18 protein-coding genes and 1 pseudogene are annotated in these 25,646 nt (G+C 45.0%); 17 read left to right on the top strand and 2 right to left on the bottom strand.

Annotation, left to right across the window (positions count from 1 at the left end):
* The 12 genes and pseudogenes from AC1DWN_RS10475 to AC1DWN_RS10420 all read left to right on the top strand — a co-directional run.
* Positions 1 to 3,282, top strand: a 3,282-nt coding sequence (locus AC1DWN_RS10475; RefSeq protein WP_477558844.1) for an S-layer homology domain-containing protein, incomplete at its 5' end; no start/stop codon positions are given.
* 123 nt (positions 3,283 to 3,405) lie between these two features.
* Positions 3,406 to 4,188, top strand: a complete 783-nt coding sequence (locus AC1DWN_RS10470) for a sialidase family protein (protein ID WP_477558843.1) — start codon at positions 3,406 to 3,408, stop codon at positions 4,186 to 4,188.
* A gap of 149 nt (positions 4,189 to 4,337) precedes the next feature.
* Positions 4,338 to 5,027: pseudogene (locus tag AC1DWN_RS10465) on the top strand (SDR family NAD(P)-dependent oxidoreductase); the annotation flags it as partial.
* The gene (locus AC1DWN_RS10460) at positions 5,021 to 5,269 is read left to right on the top strand and encodes a hypothetical protein (RefSeq protein WP_477558842.1); all 249 of its coding nucleotides are present in this window, start codon (positions 5,021 to 5,023) and stop codon (positions 5,267 to 5,269) included. The pseudogene AC1DWN_RS10465 and the gene AC1DWN_RS10460, both read left to right, overlap by 7 nt.
* A complete protein-coding gene (locus tag AC1DWN_RS10455; protein WP_477558841.1) occupies positions 5,214 to 5,933 on the top strand; it encodes an aldo/keto reductase in 720 nt (239 codons plus the stop codon). The genes AC1DWN_RS10460 and AC1DWN_RS10455 overlap by 56 nt, the downstream gene beginning before the upstream one ends.
* 36 nt (positions 5,934 to 5,969) lie before the next feature.
* Positions 5,970 to 6,983 carry a LacI family DNA-binding transcriptional regulator gene (locus AC1DWN_RS10450; RefSeq protein ID WP_477558840.1) on the top strand — a complete coding sequence of 338 codons (1,014 nt, stop codon included), beginning with the start codon at positions 5,970 to 5,972 and terminating at the stop codon, positions 6,981 to 6,983.
* 100 nt (positions 6,984 to 7,083) lie between these two features.
* A complete protein-coding gene (locus AC1DWN_RS10445; protein WP_477558839.1) occupies positions 7,084 to 8,454 on the top strand; it encodes an FAD-dependent oxidoreductase in 1,371 nt (456 codons plus the stop codon).
* Positions 8,455 to 8,755: 301 nt separating this feature from the next.
* The gene (locus AC1DWN_RS10440) at positions 8,756 to 11,080 is read left to right on the top strand and encodes a helix-turn-helix domain-containing protein (protein ID WP_477558838.1); all 2,325 of its coding nucleotides are present in this window, start codon (positions 8,756 to 8,758) and stop codon (positions 11,078 to 11,080) included.
* Between the two features lie 302 nt (positions 11,081 to 11,382).
* On the top strand, positions 11,383 to 12,366 hold the full coding sequence (locus AC1DWN_RS10435) for an ABC transporter permease (protein ID WP_477558837.1): 984 nt from the start codon (positions 11,383 to 11,385) through the stop codon (positions 12,364 to 12,366).
* A gap of 3 nt (positions 12,367 to 12,369) precedes the next feature.
* A complete protein-coding gene (locus AC1DWN_RS10430; protein ID WP_477558836.1) occupies positions 12,370 to 13,266 on the top strand; it encodes a carbohydrate ABC transporter permease in 897 nt (298 codons plus the stop codon).
* A gap of 59 nt (positions 13,267 to 13,325) precedes the next feature.
* The gene (locus AC1DWN_RS10425; protein WP_477558835.1) at positions 13,326 to 14,951 is read left to right on the top strand and encodes an extracellular solute-binding protein; all 1,626 of its coding nucleotides are present in this window, start codon (positions 13,326 to 13,328) and stop codon (positions 14,949 to 14,951) included.
* Between the two features lie 102 nt (positions 14,952 to 15,053).
* Positions 15,054 to 19,463: a hypothetical protein gene (locus AC1DWN_RS10420; protein ID WP_477558834.1), complete on the top strand. Its 4,410-nt coding sequence runs from the start codon at positions 15,054 to 15,056 to the stop codon at positions 19,461 to 19,463.
* Between the two features lie 96 nt (positions 19,464 to 19,559).
* Here AC1DWN_RS10420 and AC1DWN_RS10415 read toward each other — a convergent pair whose 3' ends face one another.
* Both AC1DWN_RS10415 and uraA read right to left on the bottom strand, forming a co-directional pair.
* Entirely contained in the window at positions 19,560 to 19,898 is a 339-nt protein-coding gene (locus AC1DWN_RS10415; RefSeq protein ID WP_477558833.1) for a L,D-transpeptidase, read from the bottom strand.
* Between the two features lie 115 nt (positions 19,899 to 20,013).
* Positions 20,014 to 21,318, bottom strand: a complete 1,305-nt coding sequence (uraA, locus tag AC1DWN_RS10410) for a uracil permease (RefSeq protein WP_477558832.1) — start codon at positions 21,316 to 21,318, stop codon at positions 20,014 to 20,016.
* 196 nt (positions 21,319 to 21,514) lie between these two features.
* Between uraA and AC1DWN_RS10405 the strand changes: the two genes are divergently transcribed.
* From AC1DWN_RS10405 to AC1DWN_RS10385, 5 genes are all read left to right on the top strand, one after another.
* Entirely contained in the window at positions 21,515 to 21,943 is a 429-nt protein-coding gene (locus AC1DWN_RS10405; RefSeq protein ID WP_477558831.1) for an NfeD family protein, read from the top strand.
* Between the two features lie 6 nt (positions 21,944 to 21,949).
* A complete protein-coding gene (locus AC1DWN_RS10400; protein ID WP_477558830.1) occupies positions 21,950 to 22,882 on the top strand; it encodes an SPFH domain-containing protein in 933 nt (310 codons plus the stop codon).
* A 198-nt stretch (positions 22,883 to 23,080) separates the two neighbouring features.
* Entirely contained in the window at positions 23,081 to 24,118 is a 1,038-nt protein-coding gene (hflK, locus tag AC1DWN_RS10395; protein ID WP_477558845.1) for an FtsH protease activity modulator HflK, read from the top strand.
* Positions 24,115 to 24,981, top strand: coding sequence for a protease modulator HflC (gene hflC / locus AC1DWN_RS10390; protein WP_477558829.1), 867 nt, complete (start codon positions 24,115 to 24,117; stop codon positions 24,979 to 24,981). Before hflK ends, hflC begins: the two co-directional genes overlap by 4 nt.
* Before the next feature lie 159 nt (positions 24,982 to 25,140).
* A partial coding sequence (locus AC1DWN_RS10385) for a YheC/YheD family protein (protein WP_477558828.1) occupies positions 25,141 to 25,646 on the top strand: 506 nt, incomplete at its 3' end.

Here is a 25,646-nt window from a genome sequence, read left to right as displayed (position 1 = left end):
ACCTGGGATAAAAGCGTCTCTGAGCTGTCTATTCCTTCTGTAGGCGGGGAAGGCGGCGTTACTGAGGTCGCCGTTATCGAATTGGCGAATGGCAACGTAAAAACGTATTTGCGCCAGCAAAGAGGAGATTTATATATGCTGGGCACCAGTTCATCGAGAGACGGAGGATTAACATGGTCTCCGGTTGTTAATAGCGAAATTATGAGCACGAATACGTTCCCAGCGATGATTCGGGATAATAATGATCAAATTCTGCTGACTTGGTCGGGACATAATGCGCAGGGAGCAGGAACCTATTATCGCAACAACTTGACTGTGGCTTACAGCGATGACGAAACGATGACATGGAAGGGTCATTTGGACTTGCTTGGACGTACGAGGCTGTCTATGCCGGGCTGGACTTCCTTTAATGATCAGCGAGCAGTCGTTCAAGCAGATAAAGTACCGGCGAACGATGATTCGTGGTTATTCTCCTGGTCTGGACTAATAGGCGCTTATTCCATGCTGATTGAAGATTTCGACCGTTATTTGCTGCGCAGCCACGGCGCTGCGGATGACTTCGAATATGAGAATACGATGATATCGCCCGATAACGGCGGCAGACTGGCGAACGATTATTGGTGGAAAACAACGGATGCCGGCGTTGTGGCAAGCAGCAGCGCCCAAGCTAAGGGGGGCCAGCGTTCGCTGCAAATTACGGACAATGTTGATAACAAGAAAATAACGGGAGCCTCCCGATTATTCCCTTCAACACGAAAGGCGAGCGTTCAGTTATCTGTCTACGGGGCCAGCTTCGATAATGAGATGTACGTTTCCTTACAGGAAGGATATTCGCAGCATTGGAATGCACTTGGAGCGGGATTCATTATGAAGGTAGGTACGGATGGGAAGTTGACTTATACGGATACGTCAAGGGATTCCACGAGTACGGAAATCAAGATTGGATTCGTTAATCCGGATTCCAATCCGACACAAGGCAATATGACCGACTTCGGGACGACTGGCAAGTTCGCCTATGACTATAAGGATCGAAGCCTGGGTGCTGATCTTGGCCGATTAACAAAAATTAATGCGATTAAATTGATAGACAGCAAGGAATTTAATAAACCGCAAAGCGACGGTACGATCGGGAATCGATTGAAGCAAGAAAATCTCGAGGTATACGTCAGCAATTCGAACAGCGGCGATTGGACGAAGGTCAACGGTTGGTCCTACGAGAAAATGGATGGCAACATTACAATCGGGCTGCAGGGTCTTGCCATCGAGGCGCGTTTTGTAAAGGTCCATCAGAGCTTCTCGGATACGGCCTTTACATTCGGCGGCCCGCAGCAAGAAATCATGGAGGTTATTTCCGATCAACAAAGTCAGCCGATTACGTTCCACGAACTTCCCACTCCTACGACTTTGGCTTTGAACGAATGGTCGGATATTAGGATTGACTTTGACATGGATCAAGGCTCTGCCGACATTTATGTGAACGGTGAATGGAAAGGCGCGATCGCGGATGCGCATCCGGGATTGGTCGTTAATCATCTGATGATATCGTCCGGCGCTGCAGGGCAAGGGACAAATGTTTATGTGGATGATTTGCTTATCCTGGATATGTCGGTAGCGCTTCCGATATCCGTTCTGATCGGCGATGAACAACCGGCTGGCGAAGGGCAGGATGTAACGCCGCCTGCGATTGCAATAGGTCCGAACGGCAACGAGAGTTGGTCGAGCGAAGCATCCGTAGTCGTAACCGTATCCGATAATTGGAGCGGAGTCGACGACAGTCAACTGATGTACGTCTGGTCGAAGAGCCAGTTGGCTCCGGAGATCGGCTGGACATCGTTCGCTAACGGAGGAACGTTAACGAAGTCGTCGGCAACAGGCGACTGGTATTTGTATATACGCGCCGCAGATGGAAGCGGCAATACGGCGGAGCTCCGTTCCAATCGGTTCCGGCTGTTGAACCAGGATGGCTGGAATCCGGCAGCGGCGAGTCTCGTCCTTCAAGTACCGTCAGCCACTCAGTCTGGAGAGACTGTGAAAATAAGCGGGACGGTTCGAAATGGCAGTGGAACGCCGCTACCGGATACATTGGTATATTTGCTAGCATCAAAGGGGTCGATAGATGCTGTCGCAATAACGGGAAGCGACGGCAGCTTCGAAGTGGATTTCCATGCACCAAGCACTAATGAGAATATCGCGATATCCGCTTTCGTACCGGGTTCTTCCGCCTTTCATATCGTCTGGATGAGTATTGGTCAGACAGGGGGAGATGGATTCAGCGGAGTCGTAACGAATCCTACGGTGAAGCCGGAGCCGGATGAAGTCGGGGAGATGTCGATCGAGGTAGACGTTGAGCCGTCTCGAGGCACTGAAGGCGAGCTGGAGGGTATCCTCAAATTTAACATTCCAGCAGGAGCCTTTGCAGCCAAAGGGAAAGTAATCGCGACTGTCGTTCCGAAGACTCAAGTTCCCTTGAGCAACATGCCGAAGCTGCTCGGTCCGGTGGTGGAGCTAACAGGCGCAGACGGACGCTTCGTTCGCAAGCCAATCGATTTAACGTTCTATTACGAAGCGGCCCACATCACCGAAGGCAAACGAGCCGCCGTTTATTATTACAATGAGCAGCAGGCAAGATGGATATACCTTGGCGGAACGACGCAAGAGGATGTCATGATTCATATTCGGGCCATTCATCTCGCGAAATACACCGTGTTCGAAGCAAAGTCAATTTCCTTTGATGATATGGCCGATCATTGGTCCAAGCCATATATGGAACGATTGATCGGAATGAAGGTTTTGCAGGGGTATACGGACGGAACGGTTCGTCCGGACAGCACGGTGACGCGAGATCAATTGACGGCTATGCTTGTCAGAGCGCTGGGATTGTCAGCCGCAACGAATATGCCCTCCTTTGCGGATGATGATGATATTCCGGATTGGGCTCGGGCGGATATCGCTTCGGCGATCAAGGCCGGATGGATGAAAGGATATGACGAACAGGGGGAAACGGTATTCAAGGCGTCGCGTACAGTGACTCGCGCCGAGCTTGCCGTCATTGTCGCCAGAATCATAGGCGACAGGGGTATTGAGTCGCAAGATATGAAGGATGGAAGCTCTTTCGAGGATGAGGCGGCTATTCCTACCTGGGCTCAAAACTCCGTTCGATCCGCCTTGGAGGCGGGAATTCTGAGTGGATACCCGGACCGTACGTTCCGACCGTCGGGAGCCGTATCGCGAGCAGAAGCGGCCAAGATAATCTATACGCTGCTGGAGACGCTGCATCTTTAAAGATCGGTACAGGGTTATGAAGAGAATCGGTCACGATACAAGTGCGAGTCGTTCCGATTTTCAAAATCATATAAATAATGAATGAAATAGGACACTTCCCTCGTCCCTTATGCGGTCGAGCAGTTGATCTTCCGTTCAGTTGATGGAGGGTATAGCTGGAGCGAACCAGAGATCATAAATCCGCCGCTAGTCGGCCCAGCCTTTGAGATGACTTCTTCAATTGTACCGTTGAGCAACGGGACCCGGCTGCTTCCGACTTCCACTTGGAGAGGGTGGGGTGGATACTGTCCCGATGGAATGAAGATGGTCACGTTCGTATCCTCCGATCAAGGCAAAACGTGGCCAACCTATTATGACGTGATGTCGGATGATCAAAGGGTTAATATTTTCTGGGAATCCAAGATGGTAGAGCTTGAGGATGGAAGGCTGTTGTCCGCAGCGTGGGTCTATGATCAACAAAACGATAAGGATCTGGATAATCATTATTCCATCAGTACGCAAACAATAGAAGAGAGGGATTCGCAAGAAGGTGTCTTAACCGGCTTGTCATTCACTCCCCCTAGTTCCTGTGGATTAAAGGGACAAACTTTGCAATTATATGGATTAGAGAACGGGAAAGTTCTAACTGTTTATAGAAGAACAGATCGACCTGATTTATGGGCAAATCTATCAAGGATTGATGGAGAACAGTGGATAAATGGGCAAGAGTTTCCGTTATGGGGAGACGGATCGCTGGGACTAACCACGCATACCGGTAATATGGCTGGGGATTTTGCCGTATTAAAGTTCGGAGCTCCTTCGGTATGCCTACTTAAATCTGGTATCCTTTTCATTTCTTTTTGGGCTGTAGAAGAAGGGGTCAGCAACATCCGCTGGATCAAGATTCGATTGGAGACAGTCGGTTAAAAGTAGATAATCTATGTGTACAAGAGGAGCACGAGAACATGAATGTTATGGATATGTTTAAGCTCGATCAGAAGGTTGCGATAGTAACAGGCGGTTCGGGCTTGTATGGGGAGCATATTTCAAGCGCATTGGGTTAAGCTGGTGCAGTTGTAATTGTTGCGTCGCGTGGGTTAGAGCAATGCGAGAAGCAAGCGCAGGCTATGAGGGTTAAGGGCTGTCAGGCAGTCGCGAGACGGTTGGATTTGGCTGATGAGCAGAGCATCGAAGATTTTGTGACCAACACGATAGCAGAATTCGGTCAGATCGACATACTGATCAATAATTCCGTATCTCGAACGGGGTTGAATAACATCGAACAAACGACGTCGGCCGGATGGCTGCAAGCCCAGCAAGTAAACGGCTTGGGTGTCATGCTGTTAACGAAAGCCGTCGTGCGTACGATGCGGGAACGAAAGGAAGGTAACATTATTAATATCTCTTCCATTCAAGGGATATTAGGACCTCATTTTCCCGTCTACGGGGAGAGTGGAATGACTAGTGGAATTGAGTATACCTACGCCAAGTGGGGAATTGTCGGGATGACGAAGTGGCYTGCGAACTATTATGGCAAATACAATATACGGGTCAATTGCATTTCCCCCGGCGGCTATAATCCGAAGAACACCGAGCATGAGATAACGTCTGACGATTTTTTGAAACGATATTTGGAACGTACACCGATGGGAAGATTGGCTGACGAGGATGATATCAAGGGTGCGGTTGTCTATCTAGCATCCCATGCTGCCAAATATATAACGGGACACAACTTGGTTCTCGACGGGGGATGGAGCAGTTGGTAAATGATGATACCTCGTACAGCCGAATCAACGGGTTAGTCTTGTCCAGAATGATGCTGGGTACAGCACAGCTCGGCTTAAGCGGTTATGGCATCAACAGCCAAAGCCATAACGTGGATGCGAATGCCATGTTAAGCGCCTGTGAGCAGGCGGGAATGAATTGCTACGATACAGCTTATGAGTACGGGGATGCCGAGCTTAAGCTGGGGGATTACTTCAAGGGCAGGGAAACACATCGTCTCTAAGCTGAAGATCGATATGGGTCTTACAAGTGAATTGGATATTGAGCGCCAGATGGTTCATAAGACCGAAGCGATCTTGGAACGGTTACAATTATGCTCGATACCAGCACTTATGGTTCATAATCCGAACATTCTGGAAAAGTATGGAATATCAATTACGAAAGTCATGAAAAAGATGCAGAATAATGGACTTATCCGAAGAGGAGGCATCTCGTTGGAAGCCGATTCTGTAGTCCAGTATGAAGTGATTGCCGATCAGATTCGGGATGACATTTATGAGTTTGTACAAATACCGATGAATGTGTTCGATCACAGATTTGTTGAATGCGGGGCGGTGCGCGACTTTAACCATAATGGGAAAATCATCGTCGTCCGGAGTGTATATCTGCAAGGTTTGTTCTTCATGAATCAACAGACGATTCCGGAGAAGCTTCGAAAAGACGCGGGTCCATTCCTGGGGAAATTGGGAGAGTTGGCCGAATCGGAGCAGTTATCCATCGCCCAACTTGCTATCTCCTATATTCGTGATATGGAAGGTGTGCATTGTCTGGTCGTCGGAGCGGAGAGCAAGGGGCAGATAGATGAGAACCTCAGTCTTATTAAGGGGCCAGAAATAGTATTTAATCTATTGACATTGATAAGATGTTKCATGATAATGCAAATATAACATGAATTGGAGMGCTCCCACAATTGGAGATAAAAGATGAAGCATACATTAGAATCCATTGCAGGTTTAGCAGGTGTGTCAAGGGGAACGGTATCCCGAGTAATCAATGAACAACCAGGAGTTAAGCCAAAGGTTCGAGAGAAAGTACTTGAGATTATAGAAGAGACCGGATATATTCCACATCCGCAGGCAAGAAGCTTAGCCGGTGGAAAGACCGGCAATATTGGGGTCATTGTATTTGGTCCGAAAGCGGATTTTCTATCACATCATATCTTTTATGAGGTGATTCAAGGCATTCAAGAAGATTCTGCCGCTAACGCATATGATCTCCTATTATTCGCTAATCGCAGCCACTCGGATCAGGAATATTGGAAGAGAATCGGCACAAGGCGGAAGGTAGATGGACTTATTATTATGGGGGAGCATATTCGTGAAGAATATTTGCTCTATTACCAACAGCAGAAGATTCCTTATGTGCTAATAGGGAAAAGAGTGTTTGATCCGTTACCGCTGACATGTGTAACCTCGGATTATCGCAGCGGGGTTTATCAAGCGACTAATTATTTGCTGAAGCAGGGAAGACGCCAGATTGTTTACATCCAAGGATTTGTAGATACCTATCATGAAAACGAGAGATATGCCGGGTACTGTCAGGCACTGCTTGAAGCAGGGATCGAAGTTAACCCGGCACTCGTCATCATCGGCAAAGCGGATCAAGAAGAAGCGCGACTCCAAACGAAGCATCTGTTGGAGACGAATGTTCCTTTTGATGCGGTATTTGCGGCAAATGATTTGATGGCTTTTGGCGCTATGGAGTCGCTCTTCGAGCGGAACTATCGAGTTCCAGAGGATATTTCAGTCATCGGTTATGATGATATCCAGGCAGCCAGTTATTTTTCTCCTCCATTAACAACGGTGCGACAAAATAAGAAAAGGCTTGGACAGGAAGCGATCGGGCTATTACTGGATATTTTTCGTGGAGATCTCGATGAGAACGAGTCCAAGGATATCATTATTGAAAGTGAATTAATTATACGAGGAACTACGTAATAAACCGGAACACTTGTAATTCGGACAGGGAAAACAACTTGTCCTTTCTTTTTCACCTAAACTGGGAGCGCTCCAAAAATGAAAGGGAGGATACTTGCAAATGTACAAATTATCTAAGGAATATGATGTAGCCGTTCTCGGAGGGGGACCGGCCGGAATTACTGCAGCCATTAGTGCCGCAAGAAACGGTGCCAAGACGATCATTGTAGAACGTTATGGATTTCTTGGCGGGATGTCTACTGCAGCAATGGTTTATCCATGGATGACCTTTCATTCGGCGTCTGGTGAGCAAGTTATTAAGGGCATTGCCCAGGAAATTATTGATCGATTAATGTCGCTTGGCGCGTCTCCCGGACATTTGAGAGACACCATTGGATTTACTCATACATTGACACCCTATCATCCCGAAGTGTACAAAGTTTTGGCTTGCGATATGCTGCTGGAAGCGGGAGTAGAGATCCTTTTGCATACATCGGCTATCGATGTTACGACTGAGGGAGAGCGCATAAACAGTATTACCTTGTATAACAAAAGTGGTATTTCGACACTTAAAGCGAAAGTATATGTCGATGCATCGGGAGATGGCGATATTGCCTACATGGCTGGAGCTCCTTGGGAGCAAGGGAATGCTGAGCAAAAAGTACAGCCGATGACAATGAAGTTTCGCATGAAGGGCGTTGATCTGAACAAGGTTAAGCGATACATGCAGCAGAATCCTTCTGAATTTTACAAGGATTCATTGATCGCGGATTTGGATGTTTTGCCACTTACGGGAGTAATGGGTTTTTATAAAAAGTGGCAGGAAGCTGATCTTCCTATCCAGCGAGACGGTATTTTGTTTTTTAGCGGGCCAAGTTATGATGAGGTGCTCATTAATGTATCTCGAGTGTCTGGACTTGATCCAACGAATAGCGACGATTTGACCAAGGCCGAGATTGAGGGGCGCAAGCAAGTACTTCTATTGGAAGCTTTTTTCCAAAAATCGATTCCAGGATTTGAGAAAGCGAGTGTTACAGCGGTAGGTGCACAGATTGGTGTGAGAGAGACTAGACGGATCATTGGGAAATATGTGCTGAATGGTACCGATGTGCTGGATGGAAAAAGATTTGATGACGTTATTGCGCGAAGCGGCTATCCGATTGATATTCATAATCCGGAAGGTAAAGGCGTCACTGCTAATTTCATTCGAGAAGGCGGTGCTTATGATATTCCTTATCGCAGCATTGTGCCACTTAACAGTCCCAATTTATTATTGGCGGGCAGATGCATTTCAACGACACATGAGGCTCAGGCTACAACACGTTTGACCCCTAGCTGTATGGCGATAGGTCAAGCGGCTGGGACCGCGGCGGCTTTGGCCGTGCTGCATAACTGTGATACAGCAGAGGTTCCTATCCGTGAATTGCAGATGAGGCTATTAGAAGGCAAGGCTGAGCTTGGGTTAAAGGGGGGAACTGGTTACCAAGCTTAATAGTTGAACAAATAGAATATGATATGAAACAGCCTCACTCACTTTTTATGAGTCAGGCTGTATTTATTTCACTTCAGCACCAACACGGAAACTTATATGAATAGGAATAAATAATACAAATTAATAATACATTCCTTGTGACGGTTGGAATGGAGGGTCGGGAAGAGGAACTTCGAAACTTATTGATGGGACAAGTGGTTGGAGTTTTTCTGATGGGCTACCTTCCAGGAAGTTTCTTCGTCAGAGCATCAACCTGTCAAGACAACCTATCCAGAAAGTTCACAAGCGGAGGTATATAGTCATGAAATCCAGCATCTCGGCTAAAGTAATGATGATATATGGGATCGTTTTTCTGGTTATTATCACATTGACCTTCTGGTTATCTTATACAGGAACTATTGGTAAGCTGGAGAGTGATTTAGAGGATGCGAATCATGCTTTATTGAAGCAGGTCGATCAGAAAATCGAGGTGACTTTTCGTCAGACGGAAAAGGATCTGCTAACGCTTATGGATGAGCTCGAATTTTTATATTTTATGTTAGACAGTTATTTGGATGATTCACAGAGATATAGTAATTTCTACACATTAAATACGAAGTTGAAAAGCTTTATTAATTCCAATCCCCATCTATCCTCCATTTTTGTTTATTCAGCTGTAAGCGGTAATATTTTGACGGACAAAGCCTATTTGAAGGATACTCCGCTAGTTGATAATTGGTTGGACGATTATAAGGACATGCCGGAGTATTTCAAATGGCTAACTACCCATCAGGTATGGGACGGAAACGGGAACCAAGATGTAGTTACATTGGTGCGATCCTATCCAGCTCTCAGCAAACCGGGGTACCGCAAGGGTATGATAGCCGTAAATATTAATGAAAAAGTATTATACGATATGATTAAAGCCGTCTACGAGGATAGTAAAGAAGGCCATATGTTTATAATTGATAGCAATGGAAACGTGGTGACTCACGACGATAAGTCTCAGATCTATCGTAATCTTAAGGAGCTTACTCATATTAAAAGCGTTCTCTCCAAGACAGGCAGCGGGTCTTTCACAGGAAAGCYTAATGGAGTCAAACAGTCGATATTTTATCGCGATTCCGATTATACGGGTTGGAAGCTAATTAGTATCCTGCCGGAATCACAAATTTATGAACCAATCAAGGTTACCCGGAATCTGCTGATTGCCTTTGCTATAGGGATGGTTTTACTTGCATTGATCGCACTGTTTTATGTGAATCGGTGGACGTTTAAACCGCTTGATCGATTGGTCGGCAAAATGTCTGGGACATATAAGGACGACCAGATACAGGAAAGTTCTGCTGCTGGTCTAACCTATCTGGAAAAAGTGTTCGACAAGCTGGTGCTGGATCGATCGGATCTTGAGCAACATGTTCGTGATTCGAAGCCGGTACTGAAGTGGAGAATCATGATGGATATGCTTGTTGGATATCGAACGGATTATCAGGCTGTGCGCCATCATCTTGAATTTGTGGGTGTCCATTTGTTTCCAGAGAGGTACCTAGTCTGTACGGCTGAAATCAGTAAATTAGGTGCGGATTTTAAGACAAGGGACGAGACGCTTTATACTTATGCGTTCTGTAACGTGGCAGAGGAAATTATTAATTTAGAGAATGCAGGAGTTGCCATTGATTTGGGAGAGGGGCGTGCAGCAGTCGTACTCAGTTTTGCGGAAGGGGATGCTGAGCAGAATCACTTGCGCTCGCTTGCGATAATGGAGCAGATACTCGACGTTATGAAGAAGCAATTTGACCTCATTGTAACTGTGGGTGTTGGCCGCGGCTGCAATGAGATGAAGGAAATTCCCCGATCATATGACGAATCTCAAAAGGCGCTTCATTATAAGATGGTGTTCGGTAATCATTCGGTCATTTCTATTGAAGACCTACAGCCTTTAGACAGTCAGGATTATTATCGGCTGAGCAGAATGTCTGATCGGATTACGGATGCGTTGAAACAGACGGCTATCACTAAAATGAAGGATTATGTGAAGGAAACATTCTGTGAGGCGATAGACAGCAATCTGCCACCTGACCTGATCCGTCAGCTATCCTTTGATCTCATCATGAAATCGGTGCAGTCGGTCGAATCAATTGGTATCGACTTGAAGGAATCTTTGAGTAGACTAGACGACATATACGATTTGATTAACCGCAGTGAGAACTTGAACGTGGTAGAAAAGATCGTAATCTCCTTTTTAGAGGAAATTGCAGCTAAAATCAATGATAAGCGGACTCAGCGTGGCAGTAACGATACTATTGATCGGATGCAAATGTATATTGGAGATCACTTTCATGAAAGTGATCTATCATTAGATAAGCTTGCGCAAAAATTCAATCTAAGCCCGACTTATATTTCCAAGCAGTTTAAGGAATACACGGAAAGCAACTTTATTGATTATTTAATCGGAATAAGGATTAGTGCCTCCCAGAAATTGCTATCGAGTAAAAAAGGCATGAAAGTGAACGAGATCGCTGAAGCGGTTGGTTATATGAATGTCCGCAGCTTTCTGCGAACGTTCAAAAAGTATTCAGGGAAAACTCCGTTAGAATATCGTGATTGGGCGGCTAAGTCATTGGACGAGTATAGGAGTGAACTGTAATCAAAAACTAAGGGTCTATTCAATTACATTTTCTTTTAATCATCAGACGTGTACCAGAGTTTCCTTCAATGTGGAGGAAGCTCCTGTACACTTTTTTTTTGTCGTGAGAGTAAAACCCCGCGTCATTACAAGGTTTTTCAGGTGTCGCCATAAGAAAATGAACCTCGAACAAAAATGGTGAACTGGTGAATGATAAGAATTGCCATGGTGTACATAACGTGTCTATATCCACCTACCTCTTCCTGCGTTACGATCAAATTGCTTACATTGATTGGGCTTTCATCAACGAAAGGGTGAACCATATGAAGAATCGACGACCAGAATTCGAAACGGTGCCGACTCATAGAAATTCGATAAGTACAAGAAAGAACTCGCTCAAGCATACTTGCCTAAACCGTTTGAAACGTGATCGTCATTTGTACCTAATGCTGATGCCTGTAATCGTATTTTACATTTTATTTAAATACGCACCGATGTTTGGCGAGATCATAGCTTTCAAAGATTATCGCTTAGCTGACGGCATAATCGGAAGCAAATGGGTTGGATTAAAACATTTTCAAAGCTTATTTTTAAGTATCGATTTCTGGCGAGTTCTTCGAAATACGTTAGTTTTGAACGTATATAGTCTTGTTTTCGGATTTCCAGTACCGATTATACTTGCTCTTATGCTGAACGAGGTACGCAAAGAATGGTACAAGAGAACGGTGCAAAACTTTCTGTATTTGCCACATTTTATATCATGGGTTGTTTTGGGCGGTATCTTCATCGCTATCCTTTCGCCAAGTACTGGTGTCGTTAACTCGGTTCTCGAGAAAGTATTCGGTATCGAACCCATTTATTTTATGGCTAGTTCGAAATGGTGGCCAGCAGCCTACACGCTGTCGGGTATATGGCGAGAAGCAGGATGGGGTACAATTCTTTATTTAGCTGCTATGGCTTCGATAGACCCTCAGCTTTATGAAGCAGCCAAGATCGATGGAGCGAATAAGCTCCGTCAAATCTGGCATGTTACGCTCCCTGGTATCCGCAGCACCGTTGCGATTCTTCTCATTCTACGCATGGGTCATATGATGGATGTCGGTCTGGAGCAAACATTGATTCTACAAAATCAGTCTGTACTGGATGTAGCAGATGTAATTAGCACCTATGTGTACAGAGTTGGCTTGCAAAATATGAATTACAGCTATACTACCGCTTTGGGTTTGTTCCAGTCGGTGGTTGGCTTGATTCTAGTAATAGGTGTGAATAAGATAACCCGAGCGCTCGGGGAAAAGGGGCTATGGTAACTGATGATAATCAAAAATAACAACAAATCTATCTGGTCTCTTTTGGGTTCGGCTGGCAATTATGTTCTGCTCGGCTTCCTTTCACTCCTTGCCTTATATCCATTTTGGTATGTCATAGCTGCATCCCTAAGCAGCAGCAGAGCGATAACAGCGGGTGAAGTTTCATTATGGCCTGTTGAATTCAATGTAGAAGGGTATGTACGGTTATTCGATGATGGCCAGCTATTGGTCGCAATGTGGAATACGGTCGAGGTCACCCTTGTAGGTACGCTGCTGAATATAGTATTGACGATATTAGCCGCCTATCCTCTTTCCAGACGGAGACTAATGGGACGTAGTGCTCTGCTTATTTTTATTATCATAACGATGTTGTTTATCTCGGGAGTTATTCCGAACTTCATACTCGTAAAATCTCTGGGACTCATGGATTCCTATTGGTCATTGTGGCTGCCCGCTTTAATTAGCACTTACAATATGTTTGTCATGAAAACGTTTATGGAAGGTTTACCTGAGGAAATTGAGGAGTCTGCGGCTATCGATGGTGCTGGGGACTGGACAATTTTGGCTCGGATTATTTTACCACTATGCAAGCCGATAATTGCTGCGCTCTCTTTGTTTTATGCAGTGGGCTGGTGGAATTCCTATTTCAATGTGCTGTTATATATTACGAAGAGTGCCCAGCAGACTTTAACACTTAAGCTCTATCAAATGATCCTCCAGGTGAATCAAAGCCTATTGAATAACGGCGGTGGGAGCGAAGGTGTTGAGCAGGTGATGCTGACTCCGGAAGGGATCAAAGCAGCGGCTATCGTAATTGCAGTTACCCCTATTCTAATTGTATATCCTTTCTTGCAGAAGCATTTTGTTAAAGGGGTCTTAATCGGATCCGTAAAGGGTTAATATCATCGGACTATCTGTCCTTGATATAGATATAATTATACGATAAGGGGATGAAAGAAATGAGAATATGGAAACAGGTTGGAAAACCGGTTCTAATGGCAGGTTTATCACTTTTGATGTTAGTAATGGCAGCTTGCAGCTCTAATGAGAAGTCAGGGAACCCGTCTGAATCAGCATCGCCTACAACAAGCCCTTCAGCTACATTAACTACTGATGCTGCCCCATCAGGTCCTAAGAAAGAAATAAGTATTTCAGCTTTTGACAGGGGAAGTGTGCCTACAGAAGAAGGGAGCTACGAAAGCAACCGTTGGACGAAATGGATCAATGAAAATTCTCCGGCAACGGTTAAATGGATTCCAGTTGACCGGGGTCAAGCTCAGCAAAAGTTAAATACGCTAATCGCTTCTGGAAGTGCTCCGGATTTGATCTGGGAATATGACAGAAACTATATCGCTCAATTGGCTAATCAGGGTGCCATTCAGCCCGTTGACACTTACATCGAAAAATACAGCACGACCTTAAAGAAGTATTTAGAGGAAAACCCTGATTTGAAGTCTGCTATGACAATAAACGGAGAAATGTATGCGATTACGAGTAAAAGGAGCATAGAGTCAATAGCCAACAATGGCATGTGGATTCGTCAGGATTGGCTTGATAAGCTGCAACTGAAAGCACCTACGACTGTGGAAGAATTGATAGAGGTGGCTAAGAAGTTCAGAGACGAGGACCCGGATGGTAACGGTGAAGCTGATACTGTACCGATTGTTTTTAACGGTAACGCTGTCCAAATCATGCGGGCTTTCTTCTTCACCAATGAGAATCAATGGTACTTGGAAGATGGTCAAATGAAGTACGCCAGAACCTTAGATCGCTTCATTGATTCACTTGCCTATCAGAAATCATTATTCGACCAAGGATTGATTGACAAAGAGTATATTACCGACAGTAACTTCCAGCGTGCACGTCAGCTGTGGACGACCGGTAAGGCAGGGATTTATTTCGGTAACTGGAGTATGGATAATGAAATCCGAGATCTAAAGACGAATGTTCCTGATGCCAAGTTGGTCCCGCTGGAGTCACTGTCGAGCAAATATGGGAAAAACGGTTTGTATCAAGAATTGCCTTCCAATGTCTTGGTCGCTTTCAATAGCGACATGGATGAGGATAAAATCGAAACGGCCATCAAATTTCTTGACTGGATGCTGGAGGAGGGGTGGTACAGCATGAAGTTCGGAGAAGAGAATGTCCATTACAAGCTGGTGAACGGCGAGGTTCCGCAAAGRCTCGATGCAGATAAATATCGGCAGGAAGTGGCCTATGCAAACGAATATGCAATTCTGAGCCAATGGAATACGAAAGCAGAATGGATCCCGCTCATGGCTGCTCAGGATGCCCTTTCCCAAGAAATTGCTCAGGTCAAAGCGCAAGCATTAGAAGTAGCGCTAAAGAATGAATACCGCAGGGATATCGCGTTTAGTCCGGATCTACCGGAAGTGAGTCAATTGATTGCAACTTTCGCTCCTATTGCGACACAAATTGAAGTGAAGGTAGTAACTGGCGGAAAGTCATTAACCCCTGAAGCGGGTATGGAGCAGGTCCGTAAGGAGTGGAAACGTCTGGGCGGAGAAAATGTAGAGAAGCTAGCGCAGGAATGGTATGAAAAAAATAAGGAGTTTTTGAAATAAACAATTGTGATATCAGTGAGAGGATTCATTCAAATGAATCAGATTCAATAGAATGAGTCCCTCTTGCTGATAAACCATCCTACATTAAAGGAGTGGTTTTACGTGAGCAGAAGAATGATAGCGCTTACTAAACTAATTGTTTTTACCCTCATTTTTTCTTTATTTATATTACCAGCTATACCAGGCATGTCAGATCCCAAGGCTTATGCCAATGTAAGCACCCCCGAATTGACTATCGGTGATTTCGAAAGCGCTGACGAGGCATGGGACTTTTTAATAGGAAGTGGCGGGGCACTGGGAAACGGCGAATTTAGCCTGGATTCGATGAACGCTCAGACTGGCAGCTCCTCAGGGAAGCTGCAGCTTAATTTCAGCAGCAATTCGACATATACGAACAGTTTTGTTTCTTTAGAAAAGTACTTGTTCAAACGTATTCTGCCTGTGGACGCTATGGAGCTCAGCTTCTGGGTGAAAACAGGAGATATGGCTAAATTCGATTTAATACTGATCGACAACTCCAATCAGAATCATCAACAGACGATTATTCTGAACCCGTCTACAGAGTGGCAGAAAGTCACGGTTAGCTCCTTTACATCGGGGATCAATTATACAAAATGGGGTGGAAATAATGATGGAGTTTGGCGTGGTCCCCTCAAGAAGATGCAGTTTAAGTTGACGAAAGCTTCAATGAGAACGGGTAAAACCGTTGGCTCAATTTGGCTGGATGATATTCGGGTTAAGATCGAAGCCCCCGAACTGGCGATTGCTCAGGTTCAAGTCGGTAACGTATTCGCGGGAAGTCAATCTGGAGTATTCGATGTCCTGACGACTGGTGATGCTATTCAGTGGAGTATCTATAATGCATGGGGAGAGCCGGCATCATCAGGAAGCGCTCCTGTCACGGGGGGAAAGCTCCGGCTTAATGTACCGGTGCCAGAAAACGGCTATTATAGACTGAAGGTAGAAGCTTATCTAGCGGGAACCTTGATCCAAACGAAGGAAACAACATTAGCTGCACTTCCCGAATTTGATTTATCAGCGGTGACGGAGTCTCCATTCGGCGTTCAGACGCACTTTGGAATCAATTGGAATAAGGAAATGATTCCACTTCTCAAATATGCGGGCATCAAAAATGTACGTGAGTCCTTCTTTTGGTCAGAAGTAGAGATTAATAAAGGCCAGTATTCGTTCAATCCGAAGTTCACCCTTCCTATGCAATCGTTTAAGGGGTTTGGCATTGATCCGTTCCTTACCTTCGCGTTCAGTAATAAATATTATGACGGAGGACAAACGCCTTATACAGAGGAAGCGCATATCGCATACACAAACTATGTGAAGGCTATGCTCGGGAAGTTCGGCAACCAGTTGAAAGCGGGAGAGATATGGAATGAATTCAACCTCCCTTACTTCGGTGGCAATGGTCCTGCTGCCTCAAGGGCGGACATCTACTTCAATATGCTGAAGAAAAGCTTTGAATCTATCAAATCGGTTCGTCCCGATCTGAATGTCGTTGGCGGAGCTACAGTAGATATTCCGTTTGAGTGGCTGGAAGACTTGTTCGAGCTTGGCGGACTGGATTATATGGATTCACTTTCTGTTCATCCGTATCGCTATCCCCAATCGCCGGAAGGGCTGCTGGAGGAGATTGACATGCTCAATCAGCTTGTACGCGATCACAATGACGGTGAGACCATCCCTCTTTGGTTTTCGGAAATTGGTTGGCCGACCCATTTAAACCCTACAGGTGTTGATGAAAATACACAGGCTTCTTATTTGATCCGCAGTTATGTGCTGAGTATCGCGGCGGGTGTCGAGAAAGTATTCTGGTACAACATGATGGATACCGGGACGGATAAACTCTACAATGAGCATAATTTCGGTGTCATCCACAATACTGGCGATGCGTTAGGATCCTATACGCCAAAGCCTTCTTATGTTGCTCTAGCTACTCTTACACGACAGCTAACGGGAGCGAGCCCTTTGAGTCAAGAGGTAGTGGATGGCATTTATCACTATACATTTGATAAAAATAACGAAAAGATTAATGTCCTGTGGTCACTGGACAAAGAAGATGTAACCGTAAATACGCAAGATCCACTTACAGTGACAGATATGATGGGGAGGGTGACCACCTATTCGCCATTACAAGGAAAAGTATATCTGACATTAACTGGAGAGCCTCTATTCTTGCAGGGCGACTTAGGAAGCGTTGTTCATAGCAGCWCATTTTCTTTGCAAAGTATTCCGGCATATACCGGTGATGATGTAACACTTACGCTTCGGGTTAACGATCTTGGCCAACAGGATGGGTTAACTGCTAAAGTAAGCTTCCAAGGTGTTTCCCAGGAAATCACCGTGAACGCACCCGGCGATTATTCGGTACAATTTCCAGGGATAGATGAGGTTGGGACCCTGATAGCAACAGCTTCAGTTTTCTCTGAAGGTGCTAAAATTGCTGGTTTGTCCGAGACGGTAGTGATAGAGCAGGCCGAACAGGTATCATCCAAGCATGTGGTGAAAAACGGTTCGGAAGTTATTGAAGTAACGATCATGAACGAAAGACCAACGGAACGTCACTTAACACAGATCGATTGGAGCATTGGAGCTACTTCTGGTACGGAATTCTATGATGTGACCCTACCTGGAAATAGCGTGCAAACCATCGATTTCCCGTTATCCGGTTTACAGGAGGGGACGTTGCTGTCTTATCAATTTAAGCTCTATATGGAAGATGGAGCTACTCTGAGGAGTGATGGAACCGTTAAGCTTGTTCCATCAGCGGTAATGGTTGTGCTTCCGTTCCGAACAGTGGAACAAGAAGAAGACCTACAGGATCTAGCGGGTATTGATCTTGAAGCAGACGTGAATTCAAGAATTTCTGCCCATAAGGGTACTGAAGATTTCAGCGGTAAGCTGTGGTCTACGTATGACGACAATCATCTATATTTGTATGCTCGCGTCCATGACGATTTATTCTCTCAGTCCAAGCAAGGTGATGAAATCTGGGCAGGAGACARCATACAGTTCGCCATATCTGCGGGGATGCCGGGTGAGAATCTACAGTGGTACGAGTATGGAATGGCATTAACCCCGCAAGGCCCTGAGCTCTATAGGTGGATGGCACCGCAAGGGGTTGTGACCGGCTCCATAACGAATCCTGATCTACAAGTCACAAGAGATGAGACTGCGAAGGATACGATATACAAATTGGCATTGCCATGGAGTGAATTAGCTCCAATCGTTCCAACTGATGGATTACTTAGCATGTCCATCCTTATCAATGAGAATGACGGCAATGGCCGTAGAGGTTATGTGGAGTGGGGCAGCGGTATTGGTTCAAGTAAGCAGTCCTCTTTGTTCAAGCCAATGCTACTGGAGAGTGCTGATCGAACGGGACCTATAATAGCTATATCCGAGGTACAAGAAGGAGAGAGCTATGCCGATCAAGTGACTCCTATTATATTTGTAGAGGATATGGGAAGCGGACTGAAACAGAGGAACGTATCGATCAATGGAGAGGAATGGACGGACAATACTCCGATTACGGCGAGCGGAACTCACACGCTGATCGTGACTGCTGAGGATTATGCGGGCAACACGGCAACTGAGACTGTTCAATTCAAGATTTATTCCAGTACAACCCTCGAAGTATCTAATACGGAAGCGCCAATCGGAGGTGAAGCAACACTGCAGGCGACGCTGAGGGATCGCGAGGGAGTATCCCTTATGGGGCAATCCATATCGTTCCAAGTGAGTGGAACGACAGTAGGTGACGCCGTGACAGATGCCTCGGGAGTGGCAACTCTTGCCTATCCAATCATCAGCGGATCTGGAACCGGCCCATTGGAATTAAAAGCAATATATTCACAGAACGATGTCGTATACTTGCGTGGAAGTGAAGATATAGGGGTGCTAACTCTCTACGAACCTGCATCCAAATTGCCGGGCAAGCCGAGCTTATCGAGCAATAACGATCATGATACCGGACTCGATGATGGGGATTATATGATCACGATGAACATGTGGTGGGGCGAGAACGGGAGGTTATACAAGCTCTATGAGAATGGTAAATTGATTCATTCGCAAGCGTTGGAAAACGCGTCTCCGAATGCTCAGAAAGCGGTTGTACAAGTGACGGGCAAGCTCAATGGAACTTATGTTTACACCTGTGAATTGATTAACGATAAAGGCATGACCGGATGTGAACCGATGACAGTGAACGTGACGGATGCGAACCCAGGGAAACCGGTGCTCTCTAACGACAACTGGGACCATGACGGGATGTACCAGGTAACATTAAACATGTGGTGGGGGACAAACGCAACGGAGTACCGTCTTTACGAGAAYGGACAGCTAATCGAAACAAAGCCGCTGACCGCTGAAACTCCTAACGCTCAATCCATTATCACCCAGATTACAGGCAGAATTTCCGGTGTTTATGAATATCGTGCTGAACTCGTGAATGAATTGGGCGTAACGGAAAGTGCAGTCATGATAGTAACAGTAACATAATTTTTGATGACGATAGCAGGAGAGATGCAGCCTCTATAATTGCGCAGCTCTCCTGCTCTGTTACAAAGAAAGCAGTGATGAATAGTCACACGCCGGTTATAKACGAATAGTCACACGAGTGCCGATCGGTACAATTTGTGATAAAGCGATTACGTCGTCGTTATACATGCGTATGCATCCATGCGAAACCATCCCGCCGATAGAGGATGGATCGTTATTGCCATGAATGCCATAATGAGGCCTGGATAGTCCCATCCAAAAAGCGCCGAACGGACCGCCAGGGTTTGCTTGTTTGTTTATAATCGTGTATTCTCCAACTGGCGTTTGGGTGACCATTCTGCCGATACCAACAGGATAGGAATGAACAACTATATTATCATCTAATAAGTGAAGCATAAAATCAGATAGCACAACGATAATTCGATAGGTTGCCATTTTAGTGCCACTCCTTCTGATCTATTTTATGTAGCGGAAGGAGAGGTTGCTTCAATAAAATCAAAAGAGGCTATCCCAAAAGGTCGTAGACCTTGAGGGACAGCCTCTTTATTATTTAATGATCTGAAGCTTCGTGATCGTTAGAAAGCTTTAACACATCAAATATTTTGAACAGCAGGCTAAGTACGATAGCGACTACCGTTGCAAGAGCCATACCTGAAAGGGAGAAATCTCCAATCGTGAGCTTAACTCCGCTTAGGCCAGTAACCAATACGACAGTCGTCAGGAAAAGGTTAGTTGGCTTGCTGTAATCCACTTTCGCTTCGATCAGCATTCTGAGTCCTGAGGATGCGATAACCCCGAACAAGAGCAATGAAACGCCGCCCATGACTGGTTCTGGGATTCCAGAAATAAGTGCCGAAAATTTACCTGAAAAAGAAAGGACGATGGCAATTACTGCTGCTCCGCCAATAACGAAGGTAGAATAAACTTTTGTTATGGCTAACACACCAATGTTTTCTCCATAGGTTGTATTCGGCGTTGAACCGACAAAGCCTGATAGCAATGTTGAAATACCGTTACCTAACATAGAGCGGTGAAGACCCGGGTCTTTTGACAAATCTTTGTTGACGATGTTGCCAGTAACAACTAAATGGCCAATATGCTCTGCAATAACGACTAACGCCGCAGGGGCGATTGCCAAAATTGCCGCTAACTCAAATACTGGAAACGTAAATTCTGGCGATTTGATCCAGCCATTGTCAGCGACAGCAGAGAAGTTTGTGAAACCCATGAAGTAGGCGATGACGTAGCCGGTAACAATCCCGATCAAAATAGGGATGATACGCATAAAGCCTCGGAATAGAACGGAGCCGAGTACCGTTACTGCTAGCGTGATTGTGGACAGCAAGACCACTTTAGGCTGAAGCACCCAGCTGGCGGGGTCCGGGTCGCTAGGCTTAACGATCCAGCCAGCCATTCCTGCAGCAACAGGGATAAGCTCTAGTCCGATAATTGCGACGATAGCACCCATTGCTGCTGGTGGAAATACGACATGGATCCAAGCTGTGCCCGCCCATTGTATGATGATTGCGACAATAGTGAATATGACGCCAGCTGCGATGAATCCGCCTAATGCTGCTGCATAATTGCCGCCGCCAGCAGACATATCACCGATAACGGCGCCTGCAGGAGCGAGGAAAGCGAAGCTTGAGCCTAGATAAGCAGGTATTTTACCTTTGCAAATCCATAAATACAGCAAAGTACCAATACCGTTCATCAGCAAGCATATTGCTGGATCGACGCCGAGCAAATTTGGAACGAGTACGGTTGAGCCGAACATGGCAAATAGATGCTGCAGGCTAAGCATAATGCTTTGCCCCATAGGAGGTCTCTCGTGGATTCCAATCGCTTTTTTCATGTTAAAGCTTGCCCCCATTTATTTTATTGTTTATGTAATAACCATTGTAGATTGTACAGATTAGAGTGGGGTTTTGGCAAGTGTTTTTTAACTAGTAATCATACAAGAATCGACATTGTTCATCCATATATTCAAATTAATCAGGTCATACACCTGACATTGGAGAATACAATAGTTAAGAAAGGTGCGTGAATGGATGGAGATGTGGGTGATATGGCTTATTATTGCCGGTATTTTAATCGTCGTCGAAATGCTTTCGCTTACGTTTTACTTGCTCTGGCTTGCTATTGGGGCCGTAATAGCTGCGGTTATCGACCTAATATTTCCAGGGGCCATATTGCTGGAAGTAGTTATTGGCTGTGCGTCAGCGCTTATTCTGACGGTATTTACTAAACCGCTCACTCGTCGATTTCAGTCATCACGAGGATTTAAGGATGTTGTGGACGAGTTAGTCGGAAAGCAAGGCATTGTGCTGGAGGATATTGCGGCAGACGCTCATGGAATTGTTAAGGTTGGAAATGAAACATGGAGCGCTGTATCGGAGGAACCTTTAATTAAAGGAGACTCTATTGTTGTTGTTAGTCGTGGAAGTGCTGTGCTGCAAGTTACTAAATGGGGAGGTTAATTGAAAATGGGTTTGACAGTAATCATTATATTAGTCGTAATTGTAGTTGTATTTGTTGCGCTGTCTATTAAAATAGTACCGCAGCAGAGGATTGGTGTTGTGGAACGATTGGGAAAATTTAATCGTTTGCTTACGCCTGGTGTGAATATCCTTATTCCATTCATTGATCATGTAAGAACTTATCACGATTTACGTATTCAGCAAGCGAATGTGCCTCCCCAAACGGTTATTACAAAAGACAATGTACAAGTAAAAATCGATACGATTATTTTCTACCAAGTAACCGGCCCGGAACAAGCTACATACGGGATTTCCGACTATGTGTATGGTGTTCGAAATATAAGCACGGCTACCATGCGTCAAATTATTGGCAAAATGGAGCTGGATGAAACGCTGTCAGGCCGTGAGAAAATCTCGTCGGATATCCGTGTAGCACTTGATGAAGCAACGGAAAAATGGGGCGTTCGAATCGAACGTGTCGAGGTTATTGACATTCAGCCGCCTACGGATATTCAGGATGCGATGGATAAGCAAATGAAAGCAGAACGCAGTAAACGCGCATTAGTGCTTGAGGCGGAAGCGGCCAAGCAGGACATGATTTTGCGAGCGGAAGGCGATAAACAAAGTAAGATTTTAAAAGCAGAAGGTGACAAGGAAGCTCGAATTCGTCAAGCTGAGGGTCAGCGACATGCACAGGAGCTAGAGGCGCTTGGGGAAGCAAAAGCGATTCAGTCCATAGCAGAGGCAGAGAAAAACCGGATTGAGCTCATTCGCTCAGCTGGCTTGGATGAAAACGTGCTTACGTACCGATCACTAGAGGCATTGACAGATATTGCTCAAGGAGCCGCTAATAAAATATTCCTACCAACGAGAGCCGTTGATACGCTGGGCAGCATAGGGGCTATCGGCGAAATGCTTAAAGCAGGCAAGTCAGACTAACGCTTTCATGTTTGTCTATTACCATTAAGGGCAGGCCAAGGGAGTTATACTTGTCCTGTTTTTTTTTTTTTTTGTTAATTGCTGTCGTATGGTTTAGCTGTAGAATGAATGGAAACCTTTTCCTGCATCGCTCGTAATATCCTAATATCTACTATATTGAAATATTTGCTTAGAAGGGGAGAGATGTTATTGAGTTCCATGGATCAAAATCCGAATCAGAATCATAGTATGAGCGGCCGAACACAGCATGAGTTTAAACCGGGCACTATTAAAAAAATGGTTCTAGGTATAGCAGCTGCAGTCATTATCATTGTTATTGGGTCATCTTCGTTCTATACGGTACAGGAGCAGGAGCGCGCAGCTATTCTTACATTTGGTAAATATACGAGTGAGTCCTCAGCGGGTCTGCACTTCAAATGGCCTTATCCTATTCAACAGGTTGTAACAGTTCCTGCGGAGCTGACGCAGCGTATTCACATCGGTTACCGTCAAGAAGGGGATAAGGCTGTTCCGGTTGAAGAAGAAGCGATGATGATTACGGGAGACGAAAATATCGTTTCTGCGGACGCAGTTGTACAATGGAAAATAAGCAACATTCACGATTATTTATACAATATCGATGATCCAGAGCAATTTCTTCGTAATGCGGCAAGTTCTTCGATTCGCGCTGTGATTGGCTCGGAGAAGCTGGATTATGCGATTACGGATGGTAAAACGGTTATTCAAGATAAGGTAAGAGAGAAGCTGCTTGAGCTGCAGGCTAAATACAAAACTGGCATCCAAATTGTCGATATTAAATTTCAGGATATAGAGCCGCCAAGTGGTCAAGTTGCCGAAGCATTCCGAGCAGTGACGAATGCGCGAGAAGAGAAAAATACGAAAATTAATAATGCGGCCAAATATGAGAATGATCGTATTCCTAAGGCGCGAGGCGAGGCGCAAGCTCTTCTTGAGAACGCAGAAGGGGAGAAAAAATCACGGATATTGAACGCGGAAGGCGACGTGGCACAATTTAACGCGATATTCAATGAGTACAAAAATAATCCAACCGTAACAGAGAGTCGTTTAATACTGGAAACATTAGAGAAGATTTTACCTAATGCCCAAATATTTATTACGAATTCGAATAGTGATACTGTTAATTACTTGCCATTAAATGAGCTGCTGCGCAGCGGTTCAACTAGTTCAACAACTCCACCTACAACAACTGCTCCAGAAGGAGGCGTTGCAAAATGAAAAAAAACCAATGGATAGCACTTGTATCATTCGTAGTATTAATCATACTCGTATCGGGTTCCATGTACATCGTCAAAGAAGGCGAGTATAAGGTCGTTCTTAGATTCGGAGAAGCGATTAGGGCGGTACCAGAACCGGGATTGAAATTAAAAATACCGTTTATCGAAAATGTTTCGACGCTTCCTAAATATCAGATGACTTATGATAGCAGTCCGACGACGATTTTAACGAAGGATCAAAAGCCGATTGTCGTTGATAATTACACCGTATGGCGTATTACTAACGCTTCGCAGTTTTTAAGAACCGTACAATCGGTAAGCGGGGGTATTCAACGTATTGATGAAGCGGTATATAACTCAGTTCGCCGAAAGCTTTCTGAAGTAAACTACGAAAATATCATTAGCGAGAATACGGAGCGGGGTAACATCAACGATGAGATAACGAAAGATGTTATTGCAGCATTGACGAGAGATAATTATGGGATTGAAGTAGTTGATGTACGCATTAAGCGTACCGATTTACCAGAAGAAAATAAACAAAKTGTTTATAATCGGATGATTTCGGATCGTGAATCTAWTGCCGCTCGTTATTTGTCAGAGGGTGATGAGCAATCACGGAAAATAACGTCTAAGGCGGATCGCACAGCGACGGAGCTTCTCGCACAAGCGGAGGCCGACGCCAAGAAGATTATTGCCGAAGGCGAAGGTGAAGCGGCTAAGATCTATAATCAGGCATACGGTAAGGATCCACAATTTTATAACATTTATCGCACATTAGAGAGCTACGTGACGACACTGAAAAATGAGCCTGTTATTATGCTGCCAATTGATTCACCTTATGCGAAGATTTTGCTAGGGAAATAAACATGAAACCGCGTTTTTCCGATTTGTCGGATGGAACGCGGTTTTTTGATTTCGAGTTTGCCAACCCTATTATTTTCATTATGTATTTTTGCTGCATCTAAACGATCGCACAATTTTGTTATCCTCTTCTCTCATACATTGGAGTGGAGGTGATTGATCATGTACAAGAAAAAATACTCGAGCAAAAACATTCGAGGAAAGCTAAAAGTATGCAGGTACTTAAAGGCGAACAAAAAGCTGAAACAATATGTGCCGAAAACAGTGTCATTCAGTAAAAGTAATTTACAGATGATGATCGATCGTTACAATACTCTGTATGTGAAGCCAGATATAGGATCTATGGGTGTTGGCGTATGTAAGCTGAAGAAAGTCGATTCTGGCTATGATTTATATCAAATCAAGAAAAAAAACCAAGTACACAAACATTACCGATCGCTTTCAGATGTGTACAAACGGTTAAATGCATCAAAGAACTCCAATTTAATTATTCAAAAAGGGATTTCATTAGACCGCGTGAATGATCGCTTTTACGATATTCGCGCAATGGTACAGCGACGGCCGGGCGGGGATTGGGTATTTAATGGTTTCTTTGTTAAAGTTGGTGTAGCTAACAAAATAGTGAACAACGTTTATCAGGGCGGCAAAATTTATACGATGCAGCAGCT

The sequence above is a fragment of the Paenibacillus sp. P4_A7 genome (genome assembly GCF_056402455.1).
Note: the sequence above shows the minus strand (reverse complement) of the source record. Positions and strands in the feature narration are given on the sequence as shown.

Bases quoted from the DNA above. Each gene is read 5' to 3' on its own strand.
- AC1DWN_RS10450 (WP_477558840.1), top strand. From the start codon at position 5,970: ATGAAGCATACATTAGAATCCATTGCAGGTTTAGCAGGTGTGTCAAGG.
- AC1DWN_RS10445 (WP_477558839.1), top strand. From the start codon at position 7,084: ATGTACAAATTATCTAAGGAATATGATGTAGCCGTTCTCGGAGGGGGA.
- AC1DWN_RS10435 (WP_477558837.1), top strand. From the start codon at position 11,383: ATGAAGAATCGACGACCAGAATTCGAAACGGTGCCGACTCATAGAAAT.
- AC1DWN_RS10430 (WP_477558836.1), top strand. From the start codon at position 12,370: ATGATAATCAAAAATAACAACAAATCTATCTGGTCTCTTTTGGGTTCG.
- uraA (WP_477558832.1), bottom strand. From the start codon at position 21,318: ATGAAAAAAGCGATTGGAATCCACGAGAGACCTCCTATGGGGCAAAGC.
- AC1DWN_RS10405 (WP_477558831.1), top strand. From the start codon at position 21,515: ATGGAGATGTGGGTGATATGGCTTATTATTGCCGGTATTTTAATCGTC.
- AC1DWN_RS10400 (WP_477558830.1), top strand. From the start codon at position 21,950: ATGGGTTTGACAGTAATCATTATATTAGTCGTAATTGTAGTTGTATTT.
- hflK (WP_477558845.1), top strand. From the start codon at position 23,081: ATGGATCAAAATCCGAATCAGAATCATAGTATGAGCGGCCGAACACAG.